Below are 21996 nucleotides of genomic sequence, written 5' to 3'. Positions count from 1 at the left end.
CTCGGGTGTGTGCCCGGTCTCGTGGGTAAAGCAGTATCCGTCACGCCGAAACGGAGGTTGGTCCGGACATGCCCCACGAACTGGTCACCCACGCCCGCCACGAGGCCGCCTACCTGGGCGGCCAGGTCCGCGAACTCCTCGCCTGGTGGATGGGGATCAGTTTCGGCGGGCTGTCGGCGACGCTCGGCCTGGTCGTCGCGCTGTGGCCGGCGACCGTGGATCTCTGGGGCGGGGTCTTCGTCGGCATGTGGCTGCTCGGCGTCGCGTTCTGCCGCGTCTCGGACCTGCTGACCGACCCGCGGGCGGCGACACCGGCCCGGCGCCTGCCCGCGAGGGTGGCCACCGCGGTCGCGTTGATCGGCGCGCTGGTGGTGCTGCGTGGACTGATCGGCGCGGGCACGCCGCTCGCGATCACGGTCACCGTCGTGCTGTCGCTGATCGCGGCCGCGGACGTCACCACCGCGACCCGGCGCGGTCTCCGTAGCCGGGTCGGCGCCCGGGCCGCGGTCTACCTGCCGGCCGCGCTGGCCGCCGGTGCGGGTGCGCTCGCCGGTCACCTGCCCGCGGCCACGGTCGCGGTGGCCGCGCTCGCGGTCGGCATCGTCGAGGCCGCGACGGCCGCGACCACCGGCATGAAGAGCCTCCGCTGGCACGCGGCCGCCCGCGACGCCGGCCTGCTCACCGGCGAGATCCGCCCGTTCCGCGAGTCCCCGGCCGAGGTGCAGCCCGAGCTCGACGGCCTCGACGCGCCGGCCGGCACGCCGGACGAATTCCCCACGAGCGCCGCACCCGTGACGGCCGCGGCGCCGGTTGCGGCCGCCGTCGCGCCGGTGAGCGGTGTCGCAACCGCTGCCGCCGCGTCCACCGAGCCGACGGCGGGCGAGCCCACTGACCCGGCGGCGGACGAGCTTGACACCCGCGTCCCGCCGACGGTGGTTACCGGCGGCACGCCGCTGAGCCGCCGCCCGGCCGGCACCACGCCGAGGTCCACCGGTCGCCCCGCCGGCCGCGCCACCGTCAACCGCCCCGCGGTCGGCCGCGCCCGGGTCGCCAACCAGGACTGAAAGACCCGAGATCCAGGACTCGCTCTTCCCGCTCCCGGCGTGGTGCGGCCCGCATGCTCCCGCGGGCAAACCCGCGGCGGCCTCCGCCGCCGCTCGGCCGCCGCGTCGGAGCCGGCATCCGAGTGGTCACCACGAACCCGCCAGTCCCGTACCGGGGCGCGGCACCGGCCGCGCCCCGGCACTCGGGCGGGTCAGCGGGCGAGGACGTACGGCTTGAGCGGTGGTTCCTCGGTCACCGGTGTTGCCGTGCTCAGGTTGGCGACGATCGCCGCGTTCGTCTCCGGGAACCGCCGCTCGTACGTGGCCGGGTCCACCCCGGGCATGAACGCCCGCATGCACACGTCCGCCGCCAGCCGTCCCGGGCGTGCCGGTCCGTCGTGCCGGACCGCGTCCATCACCAGCGCGTAGGCGACCGGATCCGCCGTGCCCAGCCCGACGTGCTCGACCGTGTTCGCCGGGCAGACGTCCTGCACGACGACGTTCGTGACCGAGCGGCCGCGCAGCGCGGCCGTGGAGACCGGCGTGACGTACTGGTCGTAGCGGGTGGCGATGGTGGTCTAGGAGATGCCCGGGAACGTCTCACGGCCGGAGTCGACCGCCTCGATCAGCGCCGCGGTCGTGCGCATCTGCAGCAGCGCGGCCGGCCCGGGCGTACCCGGCGGGAAGTTCCGGTCGTTGCCCGTGCTGCCGTGGTGCGGTGAGCCGAGCGAGACGTGGTCGGCGACCATCGCCCGGGTGTCCGGCCAGAACCGCAGCGCGAAGCGGGCGTCCAACCCGCCCTGGCTGTGCCCGGCGATCGCGATCCGGCGCCCGCTGACCGCGTACGCGTGCCGGATCGCGTGCACCACGTACTCGGCCGTGATCTGGATGTCGCCGAGCGCGTAGCCGGGCGGTGTGACCGCGCACCACGGGTGGCCGGCCCTTGACAACGGCCGCCCGCTTATCGATTATCAATATATTGTTTTTCGATAAGCGGGGAGGCGGATCATGATCAACGCACAGCGGGACTGGCTCGGGGAGCTGCAGACCGCGCTCGGTGCCGGCGCCGTACTCGGCGCGCTGGCCGGCGTCGGTACGGTGATCTACGCGGGCGTGACGGACGCGGTCGAGCTGACCATCGTCACCACGGGGGAGACCGCGATCTCCGGACTGCCGGCCGGCGTGACGCGGGCGGACGGCGGCGCCGCGGACGTGGCGGTCGCGGACCCGGGCTGGGCCGAGCGGCTCGCGCACCTGGCCCAGGGCGCCCCGTCGTACCTGCTGGGGCTTCTGGTCGTCGTGTCGCTGTGGCGGATCGTGCGGGCGGCCCGGCGCACCGACCCGTTCGTCCCGGGCATCGCGGGACGGCTGCGCCGGCTGGGCCTGGTCACGCTGGTGGGCGGCCTGGTCGCGGACACGCTGGAGACGGGCTCCGGCGCGCTCGCGTCCACGCTTGTCTACGGCGAGTTCCGGGCACTGACCGTGACGTACCACTTCTGGTGGCTCCTGATCGGGTTCGGTCTTCTCGCGGTCGGCGAGGTGCTGCGGCGCGGCGCGGTGCTCCGGGCCGAGCTGGACCAGGTGGTCTGACCCGTGCCGCCGGAGGAGGAACACCGGGTCGACGTGCACATCGACGCGCTGCTCGCGGCGCGCGGCATGACGCTGACCGAGCTGGCCGACCGGGTCGGCATCACGCTGGCGAACCTGTCGATCCTGAAGAACGGGCGGGCCCGCGCGGTCCGGTTCAGCACGCTCACCGCGCTCTGCGACGCGCTCGACTGCCAGCCCGCCGACCTGTTCACGGTACGGAAAGCGCCGGGTTAGGCAGCCGATGCCGACGCGTGGGCACGTGCGGCCGCCGCAGGATCGACCCGTTGATCAGCCGGGAAGATATGGGAGTCCGCGTGTCCGCTGTAACGATGTCCCGGGAGGTCCGCCGCCGCTGGTGGTGGGTGCTGTGGAGTCTGCTGACGCTGTCGGCGCTCGCCATCGCCGCCGTCTTCGTGCCGCCGTACATGGTCGGGGGCACCACGGTGCCGGGCCTCAACCGGTCGATCCCGGGCTACTACGTCAGCCTGGTGATCCACGCGATGCCGGCCGGGCTCGCGCTGGTCATCGGCCCGTTCCAGTTCGTGACGCCGCTGCGGGTGCGCTTCCCGCGGGCGCACCGGATCGCCGGGCGGGTGTACCTGATCTCCGTGCTGATCGCGTCGCTGGCGGCCGTCTACTCCTCGGTGGTGACCGAGAGCGGCCTGACGCTGCAGGTCGCGTTCTTCATGCTGATCGCGGCGTGGCTCTACACCGGCGTGATGGCGTACCGCACGATCCGGCGCGGCGAGGTGCAGCTGCACCGGATCTGGATGGTCCGCAACTACGCGCTCACGTTCGCCGCGGTGACGCTGCGGCTCTACCAGCTGATCGGGCTGCAGCTGATGGACCCGATGGGCTGGGAGTACCCGCAGATCTACGCGTCCAGCGCGTGGGCGTCGCTGTTCGGCAACGCGATCATCGCGGAGTACTTCATCGTCCAGCGCATGCTCGCGCCAGTGGCCCGGCGCAAGCGGCTGGAGAACGTCGCGCAGTAGCGCTAGATGTTCTGCTCACGGATGGCCGCCGCGCGGGGCAGCGCGGCCGGGACCGGGTGCTCGTACCGGCGGACCAGCGCCACGATGCCGGCCAGGACCAGCGCGAGCACCGGGTACCAGGCGAGACGGGAGAGGACCCAGCCGGCGTCCGCGGGCACGTCACCGAGGCCGGGCAGCGTGCCGAGCCGGCGGGCCAGCTCGGAGACGCCGACCAGCGCCACGTGGTGCCAGCAGAACACGCTCATCGCGCTCAGGTTCAGCACGGTCACCGCGGCCCAGACCCTGGGGCGGTGCAGGAACCGCTCGATCCGGTCGCGCAGCAGCAGCGCGGCGCCGGCCTGGATCGCGGCCAGCGCCGGAACCAGCAGCGACGGCGGGTTGGAGTTGGAGCGGACGGCGCCGGGCACGCTGACGATGCTCACCGGGTAGTCCAGCACCGCGATCAGCACCACGAACACGGTCAGGCCGCCCACCAGCAGACCGGCCGCGACGCGCCGGTCGACCCGCCCGGCCGACCAGGCGATACCGAGCTGGTACGCGAAGCACCAGGCCGGCAGCACGCTGAGGTATCCGACCGCGGCCGGTTCGGCGGCCGGGCCGAAGCGGAGCAGGTCCACCACGGCGACGGCCGCGGCGAACGCCAGCACCGCGCGCAGACCGGCGTGCCGGTCGAGCCGGAGCAACCGCGGCGTCAGCGCGGTGATCACCGCGTACACGGCCATGAACCACAGCGGCTGCACGAACAGCACCGCGGTGTTCCACGCGGTGCCGGCGCCGATCACGCCGAGCATCCGCAGCGGCGGCAGCGCCACGGCCAGGATCACCGTGGCGGCGAGGACCGGCCGGCCGATCCGCCACAGCCGGCGGCGTACCCACCCGGTGTCCGTCTCGCCGGCCGCCCGTGCACGGCGCAGCCCCTGCGCGCTCGTGTAGCCGCCGACCAGGAAGAACAGCCCCAGCATCTGCAGGAACCAGGTGGCCGGCTGCAACCACTCCAGGTGCCGCAGTGGGCTGTCGATCCGCAGGTCACCGGCCGGCGTCGCGACCAGCGCGCCGACCAGCCAGTGCCCGCCGACCACGCCCAGGATGGCCAGGGCGCGCAGCCCGTCGATGAATCGGTCTCGCTGTCGCATGGCGTCGACGCTATGGGCGACGACGAGCAAGATCGATGGAGCTGGCACCCGAACCTGGGGTAGGGAGAACCCCCTGGGCTCAGCGCACGCCCGCGACCGCGGCGTCCTGCGCGCCGCGCCAGATCAGCCCGGCCTCGGTGAAACCGGCGTCGCGCAGCGCCCGCACGTGCCAGGACGCCGGCGGCAGCCACTCCTGGTGGTGGTCGCCCGGGAAGAGCCGGTTGCGCTCCTCGACCAGCGGCGCCAGCGTCGGGTCCGTCCCCGCGTGCTCCCACCAGGCGCTCCAGGACAGCACGGCACCGGCCGCGTAGCGCGCCTCGCGGCGGGCGTCGGCGCGGTCGCCGAGCCGCTTGGACAGCTCGGGCAGGCCGTCGTCCGGCATGTAGTCCGCGTTGACCAGGATGCCGCCCGGCCGCAGCACGGTGCGGATTTCCGCGTACAGCGCGGTCAGCCGCTCCGGCGTCAGCCAGTGCAGCGCGGTCGCGGCCAGCACCGCGTCGTAGTCCCGGTGCGGCAACGCTGCCGTCCACTTCGGCGTGAGGAGGTCGGCGGTGACGACGGTGGACCGCTCGTCCAGCGTGGCGCGCGCGATGGTCAGCGTCACCGGGTCCAGGTCGAGCAACGTCGTGTTCGCCTGGGGGAACCGGCGCTGGGCGCGCAGCGAGATGGAACCGGTGCCGCCGGCCAGGTCGAGGATGCGCGGCGCCGGCCACTCGGTGACCGCCTCCACCGCGTCCAGCATCGCGGCGAACCGCTCCTCACGGTCGGGGAGGTAGGCCTCCTGCTGGCGGTCCCAGCTCTCCTGCCAGGCCGGGCCGTTGAACGTGTAAGGAGTCATGACGGTCAGACTAGTTACCGCTGAACGTCCTGTCGACAGCGTTGGGAGTTCCGAAACGCACCGGTACGCCCGGGGAGTAGAGCACGCTGGCCGGCGCTCCGGAGATCGACGGGAAGCCGGCCGCCGCGACCAGGTCGTCGTCGAGTTCCAGTAGTTCCGCGCGGTGCAGTGGCCACTGCGGATGCACGTTCGGCAGATGGAGCGTGCGGCCGAACGCGTCCACGTGCAGGCCCCAGCGCGCGGACAGGAAGTGCTCCAGCGGCGTCGGCTCCGCGATCGGCTCGCCGGCCCGCACCACCATCCGGCTGCGCGGGCGCCCGGGGCCGGGCCGGCGGCGGTGGTTGGTGTACGTGAACACGTCACCGTCGCGGCGCAGCGACATCCGCGACCACTTGTACGGCAGCCGGAACACCGCCCGCGCGACCAGCACCGGCAGCAGCCGTGCCGCGTCCAGCGAGCGGAACACCACGGCGCGGCGGCCCTGCCCGTCCACGGAGTAGAGCCGCACGTTCGTCTCGCAGAACGTGCCCAGGTACGGCAGGCCGGGGCCGCTCAGCGGGCCGAGCCCGATCATCATGAAACCGATCAGGCCGACGTACGCGACGCCGTCGAACGTGTCCGGCTCGGTGCCCGGCGGCAGGAACGGCCGGACCTCGGCCGGGTCCACCGGCCAGTGCAGGAACGACAGGTCGTGCCACCGCTGCACCAGGATCGAGTGCCGGACGGCACGCGGGCTGGTGTACGTGACCTCCTCGGGCGTCACGCGGCCTCCTCTCCCAATGCGGCGTCGATCAGCGTCACCGCGGCCGCGCGGGCGTGTCCGGCCGCCGCGTTCGTCCCGGCGATCGCGGCCGTGGTCTGCGCGCCCTCGGACAGGATGGCGAGCTGCGGGGCCAGCCACGCGGGTGCGCCGGCCGCCGCGCACAGCTCCGCGAGACGCGCCTGGCACTCGGCCTTGTGTGCCCGGACGATCTCCGCGACGCGCGGCGAGGCCGTACCGAGTTCGCCGAACGCGTTGATGAAGAGACAGCCGCGGAAGTCATCCTCGTCGAACCAGTGGGCGAGCACGTCGTAAACGGCCAGAAGCCGGCCGCGCGTGGTCGGCGTGCCGTTGACCGCGTCGTCGAAGCGCCGTGTCCACCGCTCGTGGCGGCGCCGCAGTACGGCCTCGACGATCGCCTCCTTCGCTGGGAACAGCCGGTAGAGGCGCTTGAGCGGCACGCCGGACTCGGTGCGCAACGCGTCCATGCCCACGGCCTGGATGCCGCGGGTGTAGTACAGCCGGTCGGCGGCGTTCAGTACGAGTTCGCGCACTTCGTCGTCGGTCGGTGCCATCGTCCCTCCTACGTGTGGTCCGTCTCACTCCGCCTCGGGTGGCAGTGAGAACGTGCGTTCTCTAGAGTACGTGACAGAGCCGAGAACGACCGTTCTCCGCACTGAGGGATTCGGAGAGAGCGATGCCGTACATCACCGTCGATTCCGAGAACAGCACCGACGTCGACCTGTACTACGAGGACCACGGCACCGGGCAGCCGGTCGTGCTGATCCACGGCTACCCGCTCGACGGCCACTCCTGGGAGAAGCAGTCCGCGGTGCTGCTCGAGGCGGGTTACCGGGTCATCACGTACGACCGCCGCGGCTTCGGCCAGTCCAGCCAGCCCACCACCGGCTACGACTACGACACGTTCGCCGCGGACCTGAACACCGTGCTGGAGAAGCTCGACCTGAACGACGTGGTCCTGGTCGGCTTCTCGATGGGCACCGGCGAGGTCGGCCGCTACCTCAGTCGGTACGGCTCGGCGCGCGTCGCCAAGGCCGCGTTCCTCGCGTCGCTGGAGCCGTTCCTGCTGAAGACCGAGGACAACGAGCCCGGCGTGCCCGGCGAGGTCTTCGACGGCATCCTCGCGGCCGTGAAGGCGGACCGGTACAAGTACTTCACCGACTTCTACCGCGACTTCTACAACACCGACGAGAACCTCGGCACCCGGCTCTCCGAGGAGGCGCTGCGCAACAGCTGGAACGTGGCGGCGGGCGCGTCCTGGTTCGCGTCCAGCGCGGTCGTCCCGTCCTGGCTCACCGACTTCCGCGACGACATCCCGAAGATCGACGTTCCGGCGCTCATCCTGCACGGTACCGGCGACCGGATCCTGCCGGTGGACGCGACCGCGCGCGAGTTCCGCAAGCGGCTGCCGGAGGCCACCTACGTCGAGATCGAGGGCGCGCCGCACGGTCTGCTCTGGACGCACGCGGACGAGGTGAACGAGGCGCTGCTCGCCTTCCTGCGCTCCTGATCCACCGCATGACGAAGGGGGTACGGCTCGCGCCGTACCCCCTCGGCAATTCGTAGGTCTTTTTTAAGCGGTCTTCGCCCGGCGGAACGGGCGGCGCAGCACCAGCGTGGTGCCCACGACGAACGCCAGACCCGCGATCAGCGCCGGCACCAGCCCGCCGGCGACCCCGATGATCGGCACGACCGCCCACATGAGCGCGATGCCGGCCAGGGCGCCGATGCCCGGGCGATTGCCACGCGTGGCTCGCATCCGCGCCACGAAGGCCGGATCCGTGAGGACCAGATGTTCCTCGATCTCGGTGAGCCGGCGGTTGTCCTCCTGACTGAGCATGCTGGCCGCCTTCCTGTTGCGCCGTCCCGACCTTCCCGACACGTTCTTGACGCCGGAACGGTTGGGCCTCGATACCCCACTGTGTCGCAGATCATGCCGTTCGCGCCAACGCGGTGCACATCGCGAAAGCCGGGGCCCGGAGTCGACTCTGTCATCCGATGGGGTGGCTTCGCCGCCGGTTGCCGCGACTCGGCCCGAGACGGCCCGTCCGCCTCTACCGTGGAGGCGAACCGGCTATTTGCGCGAATCGGTAGCGCATGGCCGCTTTGCGGTGCACAGTGATGTCATGAGCGACAGTGTCGGCCGCTTCTTCTGGTGCATACGGCACAACCGGGTCGAAACCGAGCCCGACCTGTGCCCGGCCAAACACCGGATCGGCCCCTTCGCCTCCGCGGACGACGCCTCGCACGCCCTGGAGAAGGTCCAGGAGCGCAACGAGGCGTGGGAGGCCGAGGACGCACGCTGGACGGGGGAGCGTTAGGCCGGAACGGCAGCCGGAACCGTGCCGTAACAAGACCGCCCCGGTACGTGGTACCGGGCGCGATGGCGCATGCACAGAAGTCCCAGGGAGGACCGACCATGGCCGCAGCGAGAAAGTCCACCAGGACCTCGGCCACCACGTCTTCGCGATCGGCCCGCGACACCGATCCTTCCACCGACTCCCCGGCTCCGGACGGCGGATCCGCGGCCCGGCCCGCGCGGGGCAGGTCGTCGGGTGCCGCCGGTTCCCGCCCCGCGGGCGGAGCCACGTCCGCCTCCGGCGGCGCCGCCGGATCACGCTCGTCCGGGTCGGCCGGCGCGCGTCCGGCCCGCTCCGCACGGACGTCGAACCCCTCCGACGGTACGGACGACAGCGCGCCGATCCTGCCGGAAGCGGAGCGGACGGGCGCGATCTCGATGGGGCCGGGCACGGCCGCGGCCGCGATGCCACCGCTCGGCGAGCCACCGGAGCAGGCGGGAAAGCCGATCGCCCCGATGGAGCCGGGCGAGTCGGGTGCCGCGATGGCGGCGGACGACCGGAACGCGCCGGCCACCGGCCTGGCCCCGATGCCGTCCATCGCGGAGGCGGCCGTGACGCCGTCGCCGGAGGTCTCCGCGGTGGGCGAGCCGACGGCACCGGCGATGGGCCGGGCGACGCGGGTGCCGGCGATCGCCCGGACGACATCGCGCGGACGAAGCGCCGCCCCCAGCGGATCGGACACGCCCGGCGTCTCCGTCACCCCGGACCCGGGTGGTGCCGGGATGCTGAACGGTGTTTCGTTGCTGGGACGAAATATCCGTAAAAAGCGTGATGCTTCTGGGTCTGCCGGTGAGTCTCGCGAGTCTTCCGCCGTCGAGACCGTAAGCGGCGGCACGCGCACCGCGCGGAAGTCCGCTGCGAACCGCACCGGTTCCGGCGGCTCGGCCGCGAACGGGATCGGGCCGGGCACGGCGGGGATGTCCGCTGTCGGCGGGGCCGGTTCCGGGGGCGCGGCGCGGAAGCCGGCCACGAACGGAACCGGGGCCGTAGGCGCCGCGCGGAAGTCGGCCGAGAGCGGGATCAAGGCCACGGCGACCGCGCGGAAGGCGGCAGAACGGGCCGCGGACACCGCGACCGCCGCGTCCGCGAAGGCACGCTCGGCGGCGACGAAGATGCGGTCGGCGGGGCGGAAGGCCGCGGACAGCGCCGACGATCTCGACAGCGTGATCTCCCGATCCGCGGGCGGATCCGCCGGTCGCACGTCTCGTGCCAAGGCCTCGGTGGCCGCGTTCGACGCGGGCGATGTGCGGTCGGCGGCGGCGACGTCGCGGTCGGGTGCCCGGTCGTCCGGCGCCAAGGCCGCGTCCTTCACGGCCGGGGACGTGGAGACCGCGAAGACCCGTTCGGGCGCGGCCACGGCGGGCCGCACGAGCACCGCGACCGGCGCGGGACGGAGTGCGGCCACCGGGTCCGCGGCGCGAAAAGCCGGTGCCGGTACCGCCGCCGGGCGCGCGGCCGCGACCGCCGACGGGCCGGCGAAGGCGGGCAGGAGCACCGCGGCCGGTATCGGAACCGGGCGAACCGCGTCGGCCGGAAACGCGGCCGGTAACCGGGCGACGACGTCGGAGAAGGCCGCCGGTAGCGGCACTTTCCGGGCCGGCTCGGCCATCGGAACGACCGGCGGCCGCACCACGAAGGCCGCCACGACCGCCGGTGGCCGGGCCACGGCTGGGACGACCAAGTCCGTAGCGATGGGTGCGGGAATCGGCCGGGCCGCGGCGGGGACGAAGGCGGCCGAGTCCGCCGCGCCGGCCACCGGGACCGGCCGGGCCGCCGCTGGGACGACGAAGGCGATCAAGTCTGTCGGGACGGGCGCCGGGACCGGCCGAGCTGCCGCGGGGGCGGCCAAGTCTGCCGCGACGGGTACTGGCGCCGGACGGGCTGCTGCGGGGGCGACTCGGGCGGCGAAGTCGGCCGCGCCGGGCGCCGGGACCGGGCGGGCTGCCGGGATGACCAGGGCAGCGAAGCCGGCCGGGATGGGTGCCGGTGCAGGCCGGGCCGCCGGTGGGGCGGCGAAGTCGGCTGGAGCCGGGATCGGCGCGGGCCGGGCCGCGGCGGCAGGTGACGCGGCCGGGGTCACGTCGCGCGGCACAGGGAAGGCGGTGCCGCCTGGCAACGCGGCCGGTGCGCGGGTGACCAAGGCGAGTAAGGCCGCCGGGACCGGAACCGGCGCGGGCCGGGCCGCCGCGGCGGCCAACGCGCCGGGAATGAAGGCGGTCAAGAGCACCGGTGCCGGAACCGCGGCGGGACGGAAAGCGGCGGCCGCCAACGCGGCGAGCACCCGAACCGCGAAACCGGCCAAGACCACCACCGCCGCGGGAACGGTCAAGGCGGTCGGTACGGCGAAGGCGGTCGGTACGGCGAAGGCGGTCAAGGCGGCCGGGACGAATGCCGGCCGAACCGGAGGAAAGGCCACCACGGCAGCGACCAGAGCGACGAAAGCGGCCAAAGCCGCCGCCGGCACGGGCCGGACCGAGTCCATGGCGGGTACCGGCAACGCGAGGACGACCACCGGCGGGACCCGGGGTGCCGCGAAGCAGGTGACCGCCGGCGGACGGTCGCGGAAGGCGGTTCCGGCGGAGTCGGGCACGACTCCGGCGTCCCGGGCGGTGACGGTTCCGGCGGCCAGGGCCGCGGGAGCGAAGGCCGCCGCCAGGACCGCGGCGACTCGCGAGGTGGCAACCAAGATCTCGGCGGCGGGTCCGGTGGCGAAGAAGCGGACCACGGCGACCCGTGCGACCGCCTCCGGCGCCGCGGCGGGTCGGTCAGCCGCTACCGGAACAACCGCCGACAAGGTCACCCCCGCCAAGGCCGCCGCCGCGAAGAACGCCGTGGCGAAGTCGCCGGTCAAGCGCAACACGGCCGCCGAGGCCACCCCGGGTAAGGCCGCACCCGGGAAGAACGCGGTGGCGAAGTCGCCCGCGAGCCGGAACATGGCTGGCGAGGCCACGCCGGGCAAGGCCGCGGCGAGCAAGGTGACAGCAAGCGAGACCTCGCCGGGCAGGGCCGCGGCGGACAAGGTGACGCCGGGGACGGTGGCTGCCGCGAAGAAGGCGGTTGTGAGGTCGTCCGGAGACGGTGCCGTACCGAGCCGGACCGGAGACAAGGTGACGCCGGCCAAGGCGGCCGCGGGCCGGAACGCGGTGGCCGCGTCGCCGGGCAAGGCTGTCTCCGCCACACAACGGCCGGCGGCCAAGCCGTCTGCGGCCAGACCGGCTGCCGCGGCCAAGCCGGCTTCGGCCAGGCCGGCCGCGCCCCGGAAAGCCGAAGCCCGGAAGACCGCGGCCGGCACGGCGCCCGGTATCAAGGCGACCGGCCGTACCGCGGCGGCCGCGGCCGGCGGCGCCGCGACCAGCAAGCCCGCGACGAAGTCCGGACCGGCCGGCACCGCAGCGGCCCGTTCCGGCATCGTGCGGACACCGGCCGTCGCGGCGGCCGCGCCGGTGAAGCGCAGCCGTTCGGCCGGGGCCTGACCGGTTCGGGAGCGAACGCGCCGCTCAGGATCGCCACCGCGGCGGCCCTGAGCGGGCTCGCGTCAGTCGAACGTGTGCTCGCCGGCCGGGAACTCGCCGCCGCGGACCTCGTCCGCGAACGCGCGGGTCGCGCGGGTCAGTTCGCCGGCCAGGTCGGCGTAGCGCTTGACGAAGCGTGGTGCCTTGCCGGTGCGCAGGCCGGCCATGTCCTGCCAGACCAGCACCTGTGCGTCCGTGTCGGGGCCGGCGCCGATGCCCACGGTCGGGATCTCCAGCTCGTGCGTGACGCGCTTGGCGACCTCGCCCGGCACCATCTCCAGCACGACCGCGAACGCGCCCGCCTCGGCGACCGCCCGCGCGTCCGCGAGCAGGCGGTCGGCGTCCTCGCCGCGGCCCTGGACGCGGTAGCCGCCGATCACGTGCTCGCTCTGCGGTGTGAAACCGATGTGCGCCATCACCGGGATGCCGGCACCGGTGATCGCGGCTATCTGCGCGGCGACGCGGGTGCCGCCCTCCAGCTTGACCGCGTGCGCGCCGCCTTCCTTCATGAACCGCACCGCGGTGCGCAGCGCCTGGGTCGGTCCCTCCTCGTAGGAGCCGAACGGCAGGTCGGCGACGACGAGCGCGCCGCTGGTCGCACGGACCACGGCCCGGACCAGCGGGAGGAGGTCGTCGACCGTGACCGGGACGGTGGTCTCGTACCCGAAGACGTTGTTCGCGGCGGAGTCGCCGACCAGCAGCACCGGGATGCCGGCCTGGTCGAAGATGGCGGCGGTGTACTGGTCGTACGAGGTCAGCATGGGCCAGCGTTCGCCGCGCTGCTTCGCGGCGATCAGATCCCGCGTACGGACGCGTCGGCTGGCGGCGATGCCGTACAGCGTGGGGATGTCCTCGGTCATCGGAAGTCTCCTCTCACCTCGAGGCCGCGCTCGCGGTCCCCGGGCTCCTAGCGGAATCGTCCCACCGGGAGCGCCGGGTCCGGAGAGGTAGTGGAAGATTTCACACGAGTTACGAACTTCTTTCACTGAATCGGTTCGTGATCGGCAGGCGTCGATCCCTTCCGAACGCCTTGATTGAGATTTTGGTGCCGGGGGCGGACTGCCGGCGCTTGTACTCCGCGATGTCGACCAGGCGGAGCGTGCGATCGACGACCGCGGGGTCGTGGCCGGCCGCGACCAGGCCGTCCCGGCCCAGGTCGCCGTCCACGTAGCCGGCCAGGATCGCGTCCAGCACCTCGTAGTCCGGCAGCGAGTCGGAGTCGAGCTGGCCCGGGCGCAGCTCCGCGCTCGGCGGCTTGGAGATCGAGTTCTCCGGGATCGGCGGCGTCTCGCCGCGGCGCAGCGCCTCCTCGTTGCGCCAGCGGGCCAGCTTCCAGACCAGCGTCTTCGGCACGTCCTTGATCGGGTTGAAACCGCCGACCGAGTCGCCGTAGAGCGTGGAGTAGCCGACCGCCAGCTCGCTCTTGTTGCCGGTGGTCAGCACCAGGTGGCCCTCCTGGTTGGAGAGCGCCATCAGCGTGATGCCGCGCACCCGGGCCTGGAGGTTCTCCACCGCGAGCCCGGAGAGCGTGAGGTTGGCCAGGAACGCGTCCACCATCGGCGCGATCGGCTGCACCCGGTAGTCCACGCCCTGTCGTTTGGCCAGGTCGGCCGCGTCGTCCCGGGAGTGCTCGGAGCTGAACTCGCTGGGCATCGAGACGCCGGTGACGCGCCGGCCGCCGAGCGCGTCGGCCGCGATCGTGGCGACCACGGCCGAGTCGATGCCGCCGGAGAGGCCCAGCACCACGGACGGGAAGCCGTTCTTCTCCACGTAGTCGCGCAGGCCGAGGACCAGCGCGCGCCAGATCTCCTCCTCCGCGACGCACCGCTCCACGATGCCGCCCTCCAGGCCGGTGCCGTCCAGCGGCGGGGCGGTGTCCGAGACGACGGCACGCACGATGCCCATCTCGGCGCGGCCGGCGCCGGTGACCTCGCCGCCGGGCGCCTCGCCGGATGCGGCCGGCCGGGGCGCGGTCCCGGGTGCGGCGGCGGGCGCGGAGCCGGCCGCGGGCAGCTCCAGGTCGTGGATCAGCATGGTCTCGGTGAACTGCGGCGCGCGGGCCAGTAGCGTGCCGTCCGCGGCCACGATCATCGAGTCGCCGTCGAAGACCAGCTCGTCCTGGCCGCCGACCATGTTCACGTAGGCCACGGTGGCGCCGGCCTCGGCCGCGCGGCGCTGCACCAGCGGCAGCCGCACGTCGTCCTTGTCCAGCTCGTACGGCGAGCCGTTGATGTTGACGACCAGCCCGACGCCGGCCTCCCGGGCGACCGCGAACGGGCCGCCGGCCTGCCAGATGTCCTCGCAGATGGTGAGCGCCACGTCCACGCCGGCGATCCGCGCCACGGTCAGGTCGTCGCCGGAGACGAAGTAGCGGTCCTCGTCGAAGACGCCGTAGTTCGGCAGGTGGTGCTTGAAGTAGCGGGTGACGACCGTGCCGCCGTGCAGCACGGCGGACGCGTTGCGCGGGCCGCGGCCGGGCGTGGCGTCCGCGCGGATCCGGGCCGGGCCGTCCGCGTCCAGGTAGCCCACCACCACCGGCAGCTCGCCGAGACCGTCCGCGGCCAGGCCGGCGGCGAGCGCGTCGAGTGCGGCGCGGGACGCGGCCACGAACGACTCGCGGTAGACCAGGTCCTCGACCGGGTAGCCGGTCAGCATCATCTCCGGGAACGCCACCAGGTGGGCGCCGGAGTCGGCGGCGGCGCGCGTCCAGCGGCGCACCAGCGCGGCGTTTCCCGGAATGTCTCCGACGGTCGGGTTCACCTGGGCAAGCGCGAGTCGCAACGTGGGCATGTGCTCATCTTTCCCTGCCGGACCCCGGTAACGCCGCATTCGGGAGTGTTAACCGGACCACGTTTGACTCAGTCCGAGTCCATCAGGCCCTCGATCAGTTCCATCTTGTCGACCGCGAGATCGAGCGTGAGATCCGCGTCGCCGGAGTCGACCGTCCCCTCCGGGCCTACCGTGCGCAACACGGACAGCATCTGACCGACCCGGCCGACCGCGAGATACCCGGTGAGCGTCCGGTCGCCGCCGACCGCGGTGATCCGGACCGCGTACGCGCCGTCCGCGCCGCCGCTGGCCACCTCCAGCTCGCGGAGCGAGATCGTGGCCGGCGTGCCGTCCTCCAGCGTGGTCTCGAACGTCCGGCAGTCCGCGACCGACGTGCGGATCGCGTCGTACGCGGCCACCGCGCCGTCGTCCGCGAACATCGACAGCGTCTGCCGCAGCCGGGGCAGCAGCGGCAGGGCCGGCGCGCGCCCACCCGTACCGCCGCCGGAGGGGCTGAGGTCCGTCATGGCCTGATCGGTGAGCTCGAGGCCGGTCGGCACCAGCTCCCACGGCGCGTCGAACAGCGTGCGGCAGCGCTCCGCGCGCGCGACCGGGGCGGACGGTACGGCGGTGGGCGGCTCGGCGGGCTCCGGCGGGCGAGTGGCCGTGGTCACCGTCGTCGACGGCGTCGGCGCGGGCGTGAAGCGCTCGCCCAGGTCCGCGCGGGACAGCAGCGCGCGGGTCAGCTCGGGCTGGTTGCCGGTGAGCGGCGTGCCCGGCCGGGCGGACTCGGCGGCGCGCGGCGGCGGCCGTTCGTCCACGTGCACGCCCATCACGTTCAGCGCCAGCAGGACGGCGGCGAGCAGCAGGCCGAGCAGCAGGCCACCGGCGACCGTCAGGGGCCGCCCGCTCAGGTGTCGCATGTGCGCTCCCTCCGTCCGATTGGTACCAACGGCTGCGAGGCGGACAGGTTGCGCGCGGGGCGGCGGTATCGGCGTGTCCAAATGCTCCGTAACACGTACGAAACCGAACCGGGGGACACTGGCGCCGCTGAGCGCTCCGGTGCGGGTTGCACCGTGCGCCAGGCCGTCCGGCCCAGGTGGGCGTAAGGTCTCCAGCAGGCGGTCGGCACCCCATATCCGGCGGCCGTCCGGGACTACAGGCACGTCGTTGCGAGGGGTAAAGAGGTGGACCGACAGCAGGAGTTCGTGCTCCGTACGTTGGAAGAGCGCGACATCCGATTCGTCCGGCTCTGGTTCACGGATGTGCTGGGCACGCTGAAGAGCGTCTCGGTCGCGCCGGCCGAGCTGGAGTCCGCCTTCGAGGAGGGCATCGGCTTCGACGGCTCGGCGATCGAGGGCTTCGCCCGCGTCTTCGAGTCCGACATGGTCGCCATGCCGGACCCGACCACGTTCCAGGTGTTCCCGTTCGAGGGCGGCGTCAGCGGCGAGAGCGCGCGGATGTTCTGTGACATCCTGCTGCCGGACGGCAGCCCGTCCTGGGCCGACCCGCGCCACGTGCTGCGCCGCATGCTCTCCAAGGCCGCGGAGAAGGGCTTCACCTTCTACACGCACCCGGAGATCGAGTTCTTCCTGCTGGAGAACGGTCCGCTGGACGGCTCGTTGCCCACGCCGGTCGACACCGGCGGTTACTTCGAGCACACCACGCACGCGGTCGCGCGGGACTTCCGCCGCCAGGCCGTGCTCGCGCTGGAGCGGCTCGGCATCTCCGTCGAGTTCAGCCACCACGAGGTCGCGCCCGGCCAGCAGGAGATCGACCTGCGGTACGCGGACGCGCTCACCACGGCCGACAACATCATGACGTTCCGGCACGTGATCAAGGAGGTGGCGCTCTCGCACGGCGTGCGCGCCACGTTCATGCCGAAGCCGTTCACCGACCAGCCCGGCAGCGGCATGCACACGCACCTGTCGCTGATGGAGGGCGAGCGCAACGTCTTTCACGACGCCAGCGACCCGATGAAGCTCTCCAAGGTGGCGAAGGCGTTCATCGCCGGCCTGCTGGTGCACGCGCGGGAGTACACCGCGGTCACCAACCAGTGGGTCAACTCGTACAAGCGGCTCTTCCCGCAGCAGCTGCCGAACCAGATCACCGAGTCCCCGGCGTACGTGTGCTGGGGTCACCTCAACCGCTCCGCGCTGGTCCGCGTGCCCGCCTACGGCAAGCCGAACTCGGCCCGCGTCGAGATCCGTTCGCTGGACTCCGCGGTCAACCCGTACCTCGGCTTCGCGGTCATGCTCGGCGCCGGCCTCAAGGGCATCGAGGAGGGGTACGAGCTGCCACCGGGCGCGGAGGACGACGTGTGGTCGCTCTCCAACGACGAGCGCAAGGCGATGGGCTACGAGTCGCTGCCGGAGAACCTGTCCGAGGCGGTCGAGGCGATGGCCGGCTCGGAACTGGTCGCGGAGGTGCTCGGTGAGCACGTCTTCGACTTCTTCCTGCGCAACAAGCGCAGCGAGTGGGAGCAGTACCGGCGCGAGGTCACGCCGTACGAGCGCCAGCGCTACCTCGGCGCGCTGTAGATCGCTGAGCCCGGGCCCCGGACCGCACGGTCCGGGGCCCGGGCGCTATCCGGCCTCCGCGAGGCTGACCCGGCCCTTGCCCGTGGTCTTCGCGCGGTACATGGCGGCGTCCGCGGCCCGCAGCAGCGCCTCCAGGCCGGACACGTGCGGCTGCCGGCGGGCGAGACCGACGCTGGCGCCGATGACCGCGGGCGTGCCGGAGAGGTCGAACGGGTCGGACAGCCGCTCCACGATCCGGGCCGCCACGATCTCGTCGTCCCCGGCCGCGGCCATCCGCTCGCACAGCACGGCGAACTCGTCGCCGCCGAGCCGGGCGACCGTGTCCGACGCCCGGACGCACTGGGTGAGCCGCGTGGCCACCTGGGCCAGCAGCGCGTCGCCGGCCTGGTGGCCGAGGCCGTCGTTGACGTCCTTGAAGCCGTCCAGGTCGATGTAGATCAGCGCCATCGCCTCGCCGGAACGGTCCTGGTGCGCGATCGCGTGCCGGGCCCGCTCCTCGAACAGCACGCGGTTGGCCAGCCCGGTCAGCGGGTCGTGGAACGCCTGGTGCTCCAGCTGCGCCTCGCGGTCGCGGAGCACGCCGAGCGCGCGGTTCAGGCGCCGGTTCAGCACCAGGTTGTCCCGCGCGCTGATCAGCTGCCGCGCGGTGACCAGCGCGACCAGTGCCACGGTGAGGCAGTAGAGGAACGTGCCGGGCTCGCCGTCGCGGACCGTCACCGAGACGGACGTGACCAGCGCCAGACCCAGCGGTACGTACGGCAGCACCACCCAGCCGGGCGCGTCCTGCCGGGCGTCCGGCCGAGGGCGGCGCGGCGCGGCCACGGCGGCCAGCGCGATCAGCAGGAAGCCGCCGAACCAGCCGGTGTCGACCCAGCCGCCGGCGGTGTACGACCCGGTCACCACGAGCAGCGCGTAGACCGCGTGTGCGGCGGAGAGCGCGAGCACGCCGCAGCCGAGCAGCACCACGCTGCGCCGCATATCCGGCCGGACGTGGCCGAGCAGCAGCACGACCATGCTGAGCAGCGTGACGTTCGCGACCGGGTACGCGACGCCGACCACCCATTCCAGTGTGGTGATGTTCTCGCCGAGGATCGCCGGGCCGAGCACGAACGGCCAGGCCGTCGCCAGCACGCTGCCGGAGATGATCAGAGCGTCCAGCAGCGTCCGCCACACCCCGGCACGCCGGCTGATCAGCATCGCGGCGCCGGCCAGCACGAGCGGCCGGAACGCCAGATAACCCAGATCGGCGATCGACGGGTACGGGGACGGGCGGTGCGTGACCAGTTCGTACCAGCACCAGACGATTTGTCCACCGGCCCACGCGGCGCAGCCGGCACCGATCAGCAGCCAGCCGTACCGGGCGGGCCCGGTGGTCAACCGCGCCCGGACCAGCCCGGCCACGGCCGCGGCCAGCGGCGGGAGCGTGAGCGCGAGGTCCCCGAACGCCCGCATGCCGGTGTCCCCGGCGGGCCGGAGCGCGAGCACGGTGGCGAACGTGGCCAGCAGCGCCGCGGCCGCGAGCGTGCCGCGCCGCAGCGCCGTCATCGGTCCGCGCGAGGTCATGTGTCCAGTCGACGCCGTCCGGGGTGCGGCCGCATGCCGGTCCCGGGTGCAAATCGGGTGCCGCCGGTCCCGGCGGTGGATCGGCCGGCCCGCGGGCGGGGTCAGGACCGCCCACGGGACGGCCGTCGTCGGCGACCGGCGGGGGTGGACGCTGCCGTGGTCCACCCCCGCCGGCGCCGGAGCTACCCCCGCGGCGGGGGTTTGGGGGCCGGCGAGACGCTGGGAGGCGTGCTCGGCCTGCCGCCGGGGTAGCCGTTCTCCTCGCTGTCGCGAGAGCCCGGGGAGCCGGAGTAGTCGTCGTGACCGGACGGGCCGGCCGGCGGCTGCCAGCGGTCGCGCCGCCGGTCGTCGCAGAACCGGCCGACCCGGTCGCTGCCGCCCGCGTCGCGGACCAGATCGCGGTAGCGGGCATCGCGCAGCGCCCGGCCGCGCTGCCGGTCGTCCATGCCGCCGAGCTCGCGGCAGAGCTGGGCGGGGCCGGGCGCGTCCCGGTCCGGCCACTGGCGCCCGGCGGGCGGCGAGGGCACGGCGAGCGGCGCGGCCGGCGCCGTGGCCGGGGTGCCGGCCGAGGTCGCGGACGGCAGCGCGCGCATGGACTGCGTACGGGCCGGTGCGGGCGCCGCCGGCCTCGTCTCGCCGTTGGGTGCCGGCGCGGCCACCGTGGCCAGCGCGACGCTGCCCACACCCGCCACGGCGACCAGCCCGAACGTGGCGATCTTCGCGGTCAGCACGCGGGTCAGCACGTCGCGCGGCACGGACCGGCGGCCGTGCGGCGCCGGTGGCGCGCCTCGCGCGGCCCGGAACGCGGCCAGCGCGGCGGCCTCACCGGGCAGCTCACGGTCGGTCGGCGCGGGTGCGGAGGCGGCGGCGAGCAGCGCGTCCAGCTGGGATCGCGCTGTGAGGTCCATCTTCTCTCCGCTCATCTCACCTCCCTCAGCGCCGGGGTCGCCGAATGTGTCACCCGGTGCACCGGGCGGGCCGCCGGTGCGAGGCGTTCGGCCAGCGTCTTCAGTCCCCGGTACGCCGCCGTGCGCACCGCACCGGCACGCTTGCCGAGGATCCGCCCGGTCGCCCTCGCGTCCAGCCCGATCACCACGCGCAGCATCACAGCCTCGGCCTGGTCGCGGGGGAGTGCCGCGATCAGCGCGACCGCGGCCTCCGTGTCGAGCAGTTCGAGCGCCCGGTCGGCCGCGTCCTCGCCGGTGGTCAGCCGCGGCTCGGGCAGCGCCTCGACCGGCAGCGCGGAGACCGGGCGGCGGCGCTGCGCGCGCAGGCTGTCCATGGCGCGGTGCCGGGCGATGGTCGCGGTCCACCCGCGGAAGCCGTCCCAGTCGCCGGAGAAGCCGGCCAGGTCGCGGGCGATCTGCAGCCACGCCTCGGAGGCCACGTCCTCGGCGTCGTCGCCGGCCAGGACGCGCAGGTAGCGCAGCAGGACTGGTTGCTGGACGCGGTAGAGCAGCCGGAACGCCTCCTCGTCGCCGGACTGCGCGGCGCGCAGCGCGACGTCGAGGTCCTCCGGTTGCTGCATGCAACGCCTCCCCGCCTGATGTGTCCGGTTGCCGGACCGGAGGCCGAAGGCCCCTCATGTCCCAGCGCCGGACGGCGGGAAAGTGTTACAGCGCGGCGGGCTCCTCGTCGAGCGCGGCCGTGTAGATCGTCGGTCCGAGGCCGGCGCGCTTCGCCGCGTACATCGCGATGTCCGCGTGCTGCAGCAGCTGGCTGGCGTCCGACGCGTCGGACGGGAAGATCGAGATGCCGATGCTGCCGTGGCTGCGCAGCACCTGGCCGTCGTCCAGCACGATCGGTTCGGCGAACGCGTCCGCGATCCGCCGCGCCACCAGGAGCGCGTCGCCGGTCGTGGACAGCCGCGGCAGCAGCACCGCGAACTCGTCGCCGCCGAGCCGCGCGGCCGTGTCCGAGTCGCGGACCGCCGTCCTGAGTCGTTCCGCGACGCGTTGCAGCAGCAGGTCGCCGACCGCGTGGCCGAGCGTGTCGTTGACCTCCTTGAACCGGTTGAGGTCGATCAGCAGCAGCGCGATCCGGTCGTCGTGGCGCGCGGCCTCGCGTACCGCCCGGTCGGTCTGTTCGTGAAGGAGCAGCCGGTTCGCCAGGCCGGTGAGCGGATCGTGCAACGCCTGGTAGCGGCTCGCCTCCGCCTGCCGCTCGATCCGGCGCTGGTAGCCGACCAGCACGGCGGCCGACAGGCCCAGCGGCAGCAGCACCAGGACGATCATGACCAGCGACGCGGTACGCAGCCGGTTGTTCTGCGTCTCCGCCACCTCCAGGAACGCGGTGGTCTCCAGCCGGGTGCGATCCATCTGCGCGGTGATCTGCTTCCGCAGCGCCTGCTCGGCCAGGTCCGCCTGCGCCGCCTGCAGCTGAAGCTCCGTGGTCGCCTCGCCGTCGCCGAGCTCGATCATCCGGTGCAGCGTCGTGCCGTACGACCGGTACGCGGGCAGCACGACCGTCACCGCCTGGCGGTCGTCCGCGTCCGCGTGCGTGGACAGCCAGAGCAGGTGCGGTTCGCCACCGCCGATCACCGAGGCGAGCGGCTTGCGCCCGACGTCGCTGCCGGCCCGCAGATAGTCGCGCATCGCGTCCTGCTCCGCGTTCAGGCTCTGGAAGACCTGGCCCCACTCGTCGCTGATCTGGTTGAGCCGGCCGACGCCGGACGTGGCGCGCTGCATCACCAGGTTCGAGGCCATGGCGAGCGCGGCCAGCGCGAGCAGGCTCAGCGCCAGGCCCGCGATCGCCATCCGGGCGGCGCCGCGCCCGCCGGTGAACCGCGCCGGCATGCGGCCCACCTCCCGTACGGCTCGTGCGGCCCTGTGGGTGTCCGATCGGTCCGGCCCGGCACGGGCTGAGGCGTTCG

The 21996-nt window shown here is 73.4% G+C and carries 21 protein-coding genes; 6 read left to right on the top strand and 15 right to left on the bottom strand.

Going from position 1 to position 21996, the window contains the following annotated elements:
• The first annotated feature begins 68 nt into the window (after positions 1–68).
• Positions 69–1064: a hypothetical protein gene (locus J2S42_RS13375; RefSeq protein WP_307239059.1), complete on the top strand. Its 996-nt coding sequence runs from the start codon at positions 69–71 to the stop codon at positions 1062–1064.
• A gap of 191 nt (positions 1065–1255) precedes the next feature.
• On the opposite strand, the gene J2S42_RS13370 is transcribed toward J2S42_RS13375, so the two are convergent.
• Together J2S42_RS13370 and J2S42_RS13365 are read right to left on the bottom strand one after the other, a co-directional pair.
• The gene (locus J2S42_RS13370; RefSeq protein ID WP_307239057.1) at positions 1256–1537 is read right to left on the bottom strand and encodes a hypothetical protein; all 282 of its coding nucleotides are present in this window, start codon (positions 1535–1537) and stop codon (positions 1256–1258) included.
• 84 nt (positions 1538–1621) lie between these two features.
• Positions 1622–1993, bottom strand: coding sequence for an esterase/lipase family protein (locus tag J2S42_RS13365; protein WP_307239055.1), 372 nt, complete (start codon positions 1991–1993; stop codon positions 1622–1624).
• A 58-nt stretch (positions 1994–2051) separates the two neighbouring features.
• Here J2S42_RS13365 and J2S42_RS13360 point away from each other — a divergent pair, with 58 nt between their 5' ends.
• The 3 genes from J2S42_RS13360 (at position 2052) to J2S42_RS13350 (ending at position 3628) form a co-directional block, all read left to right on the top strand.
• Entirely contained in the window at positions 2052–2633 is a 582-nt protein-coding gene (locus J2S42_RS13360) for a DUF2975 domain-containing protein (RefSeq protein WP_307239053.1), read from the top strand.
• A 3-nt stretch (positions 2634–2636) separates the two neighbouring features.
• Positions 2637–2867: a helix-turn-helix domain-containing protein gene (locus tag J2S42_RS13355; protein WP_307239051.1), complete on the top strand. Its 231-nt coding sequence runs from the start codon at positions 2637–2639 to the stop codon at positions 2865–2867.
• A gap of 80 nt (positions 2868–2947) precedes the next feature.
• Complete coding sequence (locus J2S42_RS13350; protein WP_307239049.1) at positions 2948–3628, top strand: DUF2306 domain-containing protein; 681 nt, start codon at positions 2948–2950, stop codon at positions 3626–3628.
• Between the two features lie 2 nt (positions 3629–3630).
• Here J2S42_RS13350 and J2S42_RS13345 read toward each other — a convergent pair whose 3' ends face one another.
• From J2S42_RS13345 to J2S42_RS13330, 4 genes are all read right to left on the bottom strand, one after another.
• Positions 3631–4761, bottom strand: a complete 1131-nt coding sequence (locus J2S42_RS13345) for an acyltransferase family protein (protein ID WP_307239047.1) — start codon at positions 4759–4761, stop codon at positions 3631–3633.
• A 79-nt stretch (positions 4762–4840) separates the two neighbouring features.
• Positions 4841–5599 (bottom strand): class I SAM-dependent methyltransferase, encoded by a 759-nt coding sequence (locus J2S42_RS13340; RefSeq protein ID WP_307239045.1) that lies wholly within the window; start codon positions 5597–5599, stop codon positions 4841–4843.
• A 10-nt stretch (positions 5600–5609) separates the two neighbouring features.
• Entirely contained in the window at positions 5610–6362 is a 753-nt protein-coding gene (locus tag J2S42_RS13335; RefSeq protein WP_307239043.1) for a YqjF family protein, read from the bottom strand.
• A complete protein-coding gene (locus J2S42_RS13330) occupies positions 6359–6934 on the bottom strand; it encodes a TetR/AcrR family transcriptional regulator (protein WP_307239041.1) in 576 nt (191 codons plus the stop codon). The genes J2S42_RS13335 and J2S42_RS13330 overlap by 4 nt, the downstream gene beginning before the upstream one ends.
• 122 nt (positions 6935–7056) lie before the next feature.
• On the opposite strand from J2S42_RS13330, the gene J2S42_RS13325 reads away from it, so the two are divergent.
• Positions 7057–7890 carry an alpha/beta fold hydrolase gene (locus J2S42_RS13325; RefSeq protein ID WP_307239039.1) on the top strand — a complete coding sequence of 278 codons (834 nt, stop codon included), beginning with the start codon at positions 7057–7059 and terminating at the stop codon, positions 7888–7890.
• A gap of 63 nt (positions 7891–7953) precedes the next feature.
• Here the strand turns inward: J2S42_RS13325 and J2S42_RS13320 are convergent, their stop codons facing one another.
• The 5 genes from J2S42_RS13320 to J2S42_RS13300 form a co-directional block, all read right to left on the bottom strand.
• A complete protein-coding gene (locus tag J2S42_RS13320; RefSeq protein ID WP_307239037.1) occupies positions 7954–8220 on the bottom strand; it encodes a DUF3040 domain-containing protein in 267 nt (88 codons plus the stop codon).
• A gap of 284 nt (positions 8221–8504) precedes the next feature.
• The gene (locus J2S42_RS13315) at positions 8505–12149 is read right to left on the bottom strand and encodes a hypothetical protein (RefSeq protein WP_307239035.1); all 3645 of its coding nucleotides are present in this window, start codon (positions 12147–12149) and stop codon (positions 8505–8507) included.
• 126 nt (positions 12150–12275) lie between these two features.
• Positions 12276–13112 (bottom strand): 3-methyl-2-oxobutanoate hydroxymethyltransferase, encoded by an 837-nt coding sequence (panB, locus tag J2S42_RS13310; protein ID WP_307239033.1) that lies wholly within the window; start codon positions 13110–13112, stop codon positions 12276–12278.
• A gap of 109 nt (positions 13113–13221) precedes the next feature.
• Positions 13222–15042 (bottom strand): NAD+ synthase, encoded by a 1821-nt coding sequence (locus tag J2S42_RS13305; RefSeq protein ID WP_307239031.1) that lies wholly within the window; start codon positions 15040–15042, stop codon positions 13222–13224.
• Between the two features lie 68 nt (positions 15043–15110).
• The gene (locus tag J2S42_RS13300) at positions 15111–15944 is read right to left on the bottom strand and encodes a hypothetical protein (RefSeq protein WP_307239029.1); all 834 of its coding nucleotides are present in this window, start codon (positions 15942–15944) and stop codon (positions 15111–15113) included.
• Between the two features lie 264 nt (positions 15945–16208).
• On the opposite strand from J2S42_RS13300, the gene glnA reads away from it, so the two are divergent.
• The gene (glnA, locus tag J2S42_RS13295) at positions 16209–17561 is read left to right on the top strand and encodes a type I glutamate--ammonia ligase (RefSeq protein ID WP_307239027.1); all 1353 of its coding nucleotides are present in this window, start codon (positions 16209–16211) and stop codon (positions 17559–17561) included.
• 45 nt (positions 17562–17606) lie between these two features.
• Here the strand turns inward: glnA and J2S42_RS13290 are convergent, their stop codons facing one another.
• From J2S42_RS13290 to J2S42_RS13275, 4 genes are all read right to left on the bottom strand, one after another.
• Positions 17607–19124, bottom strand: coding sequence for a GGDEF domain-containing protein (locus tag J2S42_RS13290; RefSeq protein ID WP_307239025.1), 1518 nt, complete (start codon positions 19122–19124; stop codon positions 17607–17609).
• Between the two features lie 182 nt (positions 19125–19306).
• Positions 19307–20047, bottom strand: a complete 741-nt coding sequence (locus tag J2S42_RS13285) for a hypothetical protein (RefSeq protein WP_307239023.1) — start codon at positions 20045–20047, stop codon at positions 19307–19309.
• Complete coding sequence (locus J2S42_RS13280; protein WP_307239021.1) at positions 20044–20652, bottom strand: RNA polymerase sigma factor; 609 nt, start codon at positions 20650–20652, stop codon at positions 20044–20046. The genes J2S42_RS13285 and J2S42_RS13280 overlap by 4 nt, the downstream gene beginning before the upstream one ends.
• Before the next feature lie 85 nt (positions 20653–20737).
• A complete protein-coding gene (locus J2S42_RS13275) occupies positions 20738–21919 on the bottom strand; it encodes a GGDEF domain-containing protein (RefSeq protein ID WP_307239019.1) in 1182 nt (393 codons plus the stop codon).
• Positions 21920–21996: the final 77 nt, after the last annotated feature.

This window comes from Catenuloplanes indicus (assembly GCF_030813715.1).
GTDB classification, from domain to species: Bacteria; Actinomycetota; Actinomycetes; order Mycobacteriales; family Micromonosporaceae; genus Catenuloplanes; species Catenuloplanes indicus.
The sequence above is the reverse complement of the archived record's forward strand: the minus strand, read 5'-3'. Positions and strand labels throughout refer to the sequence as shown.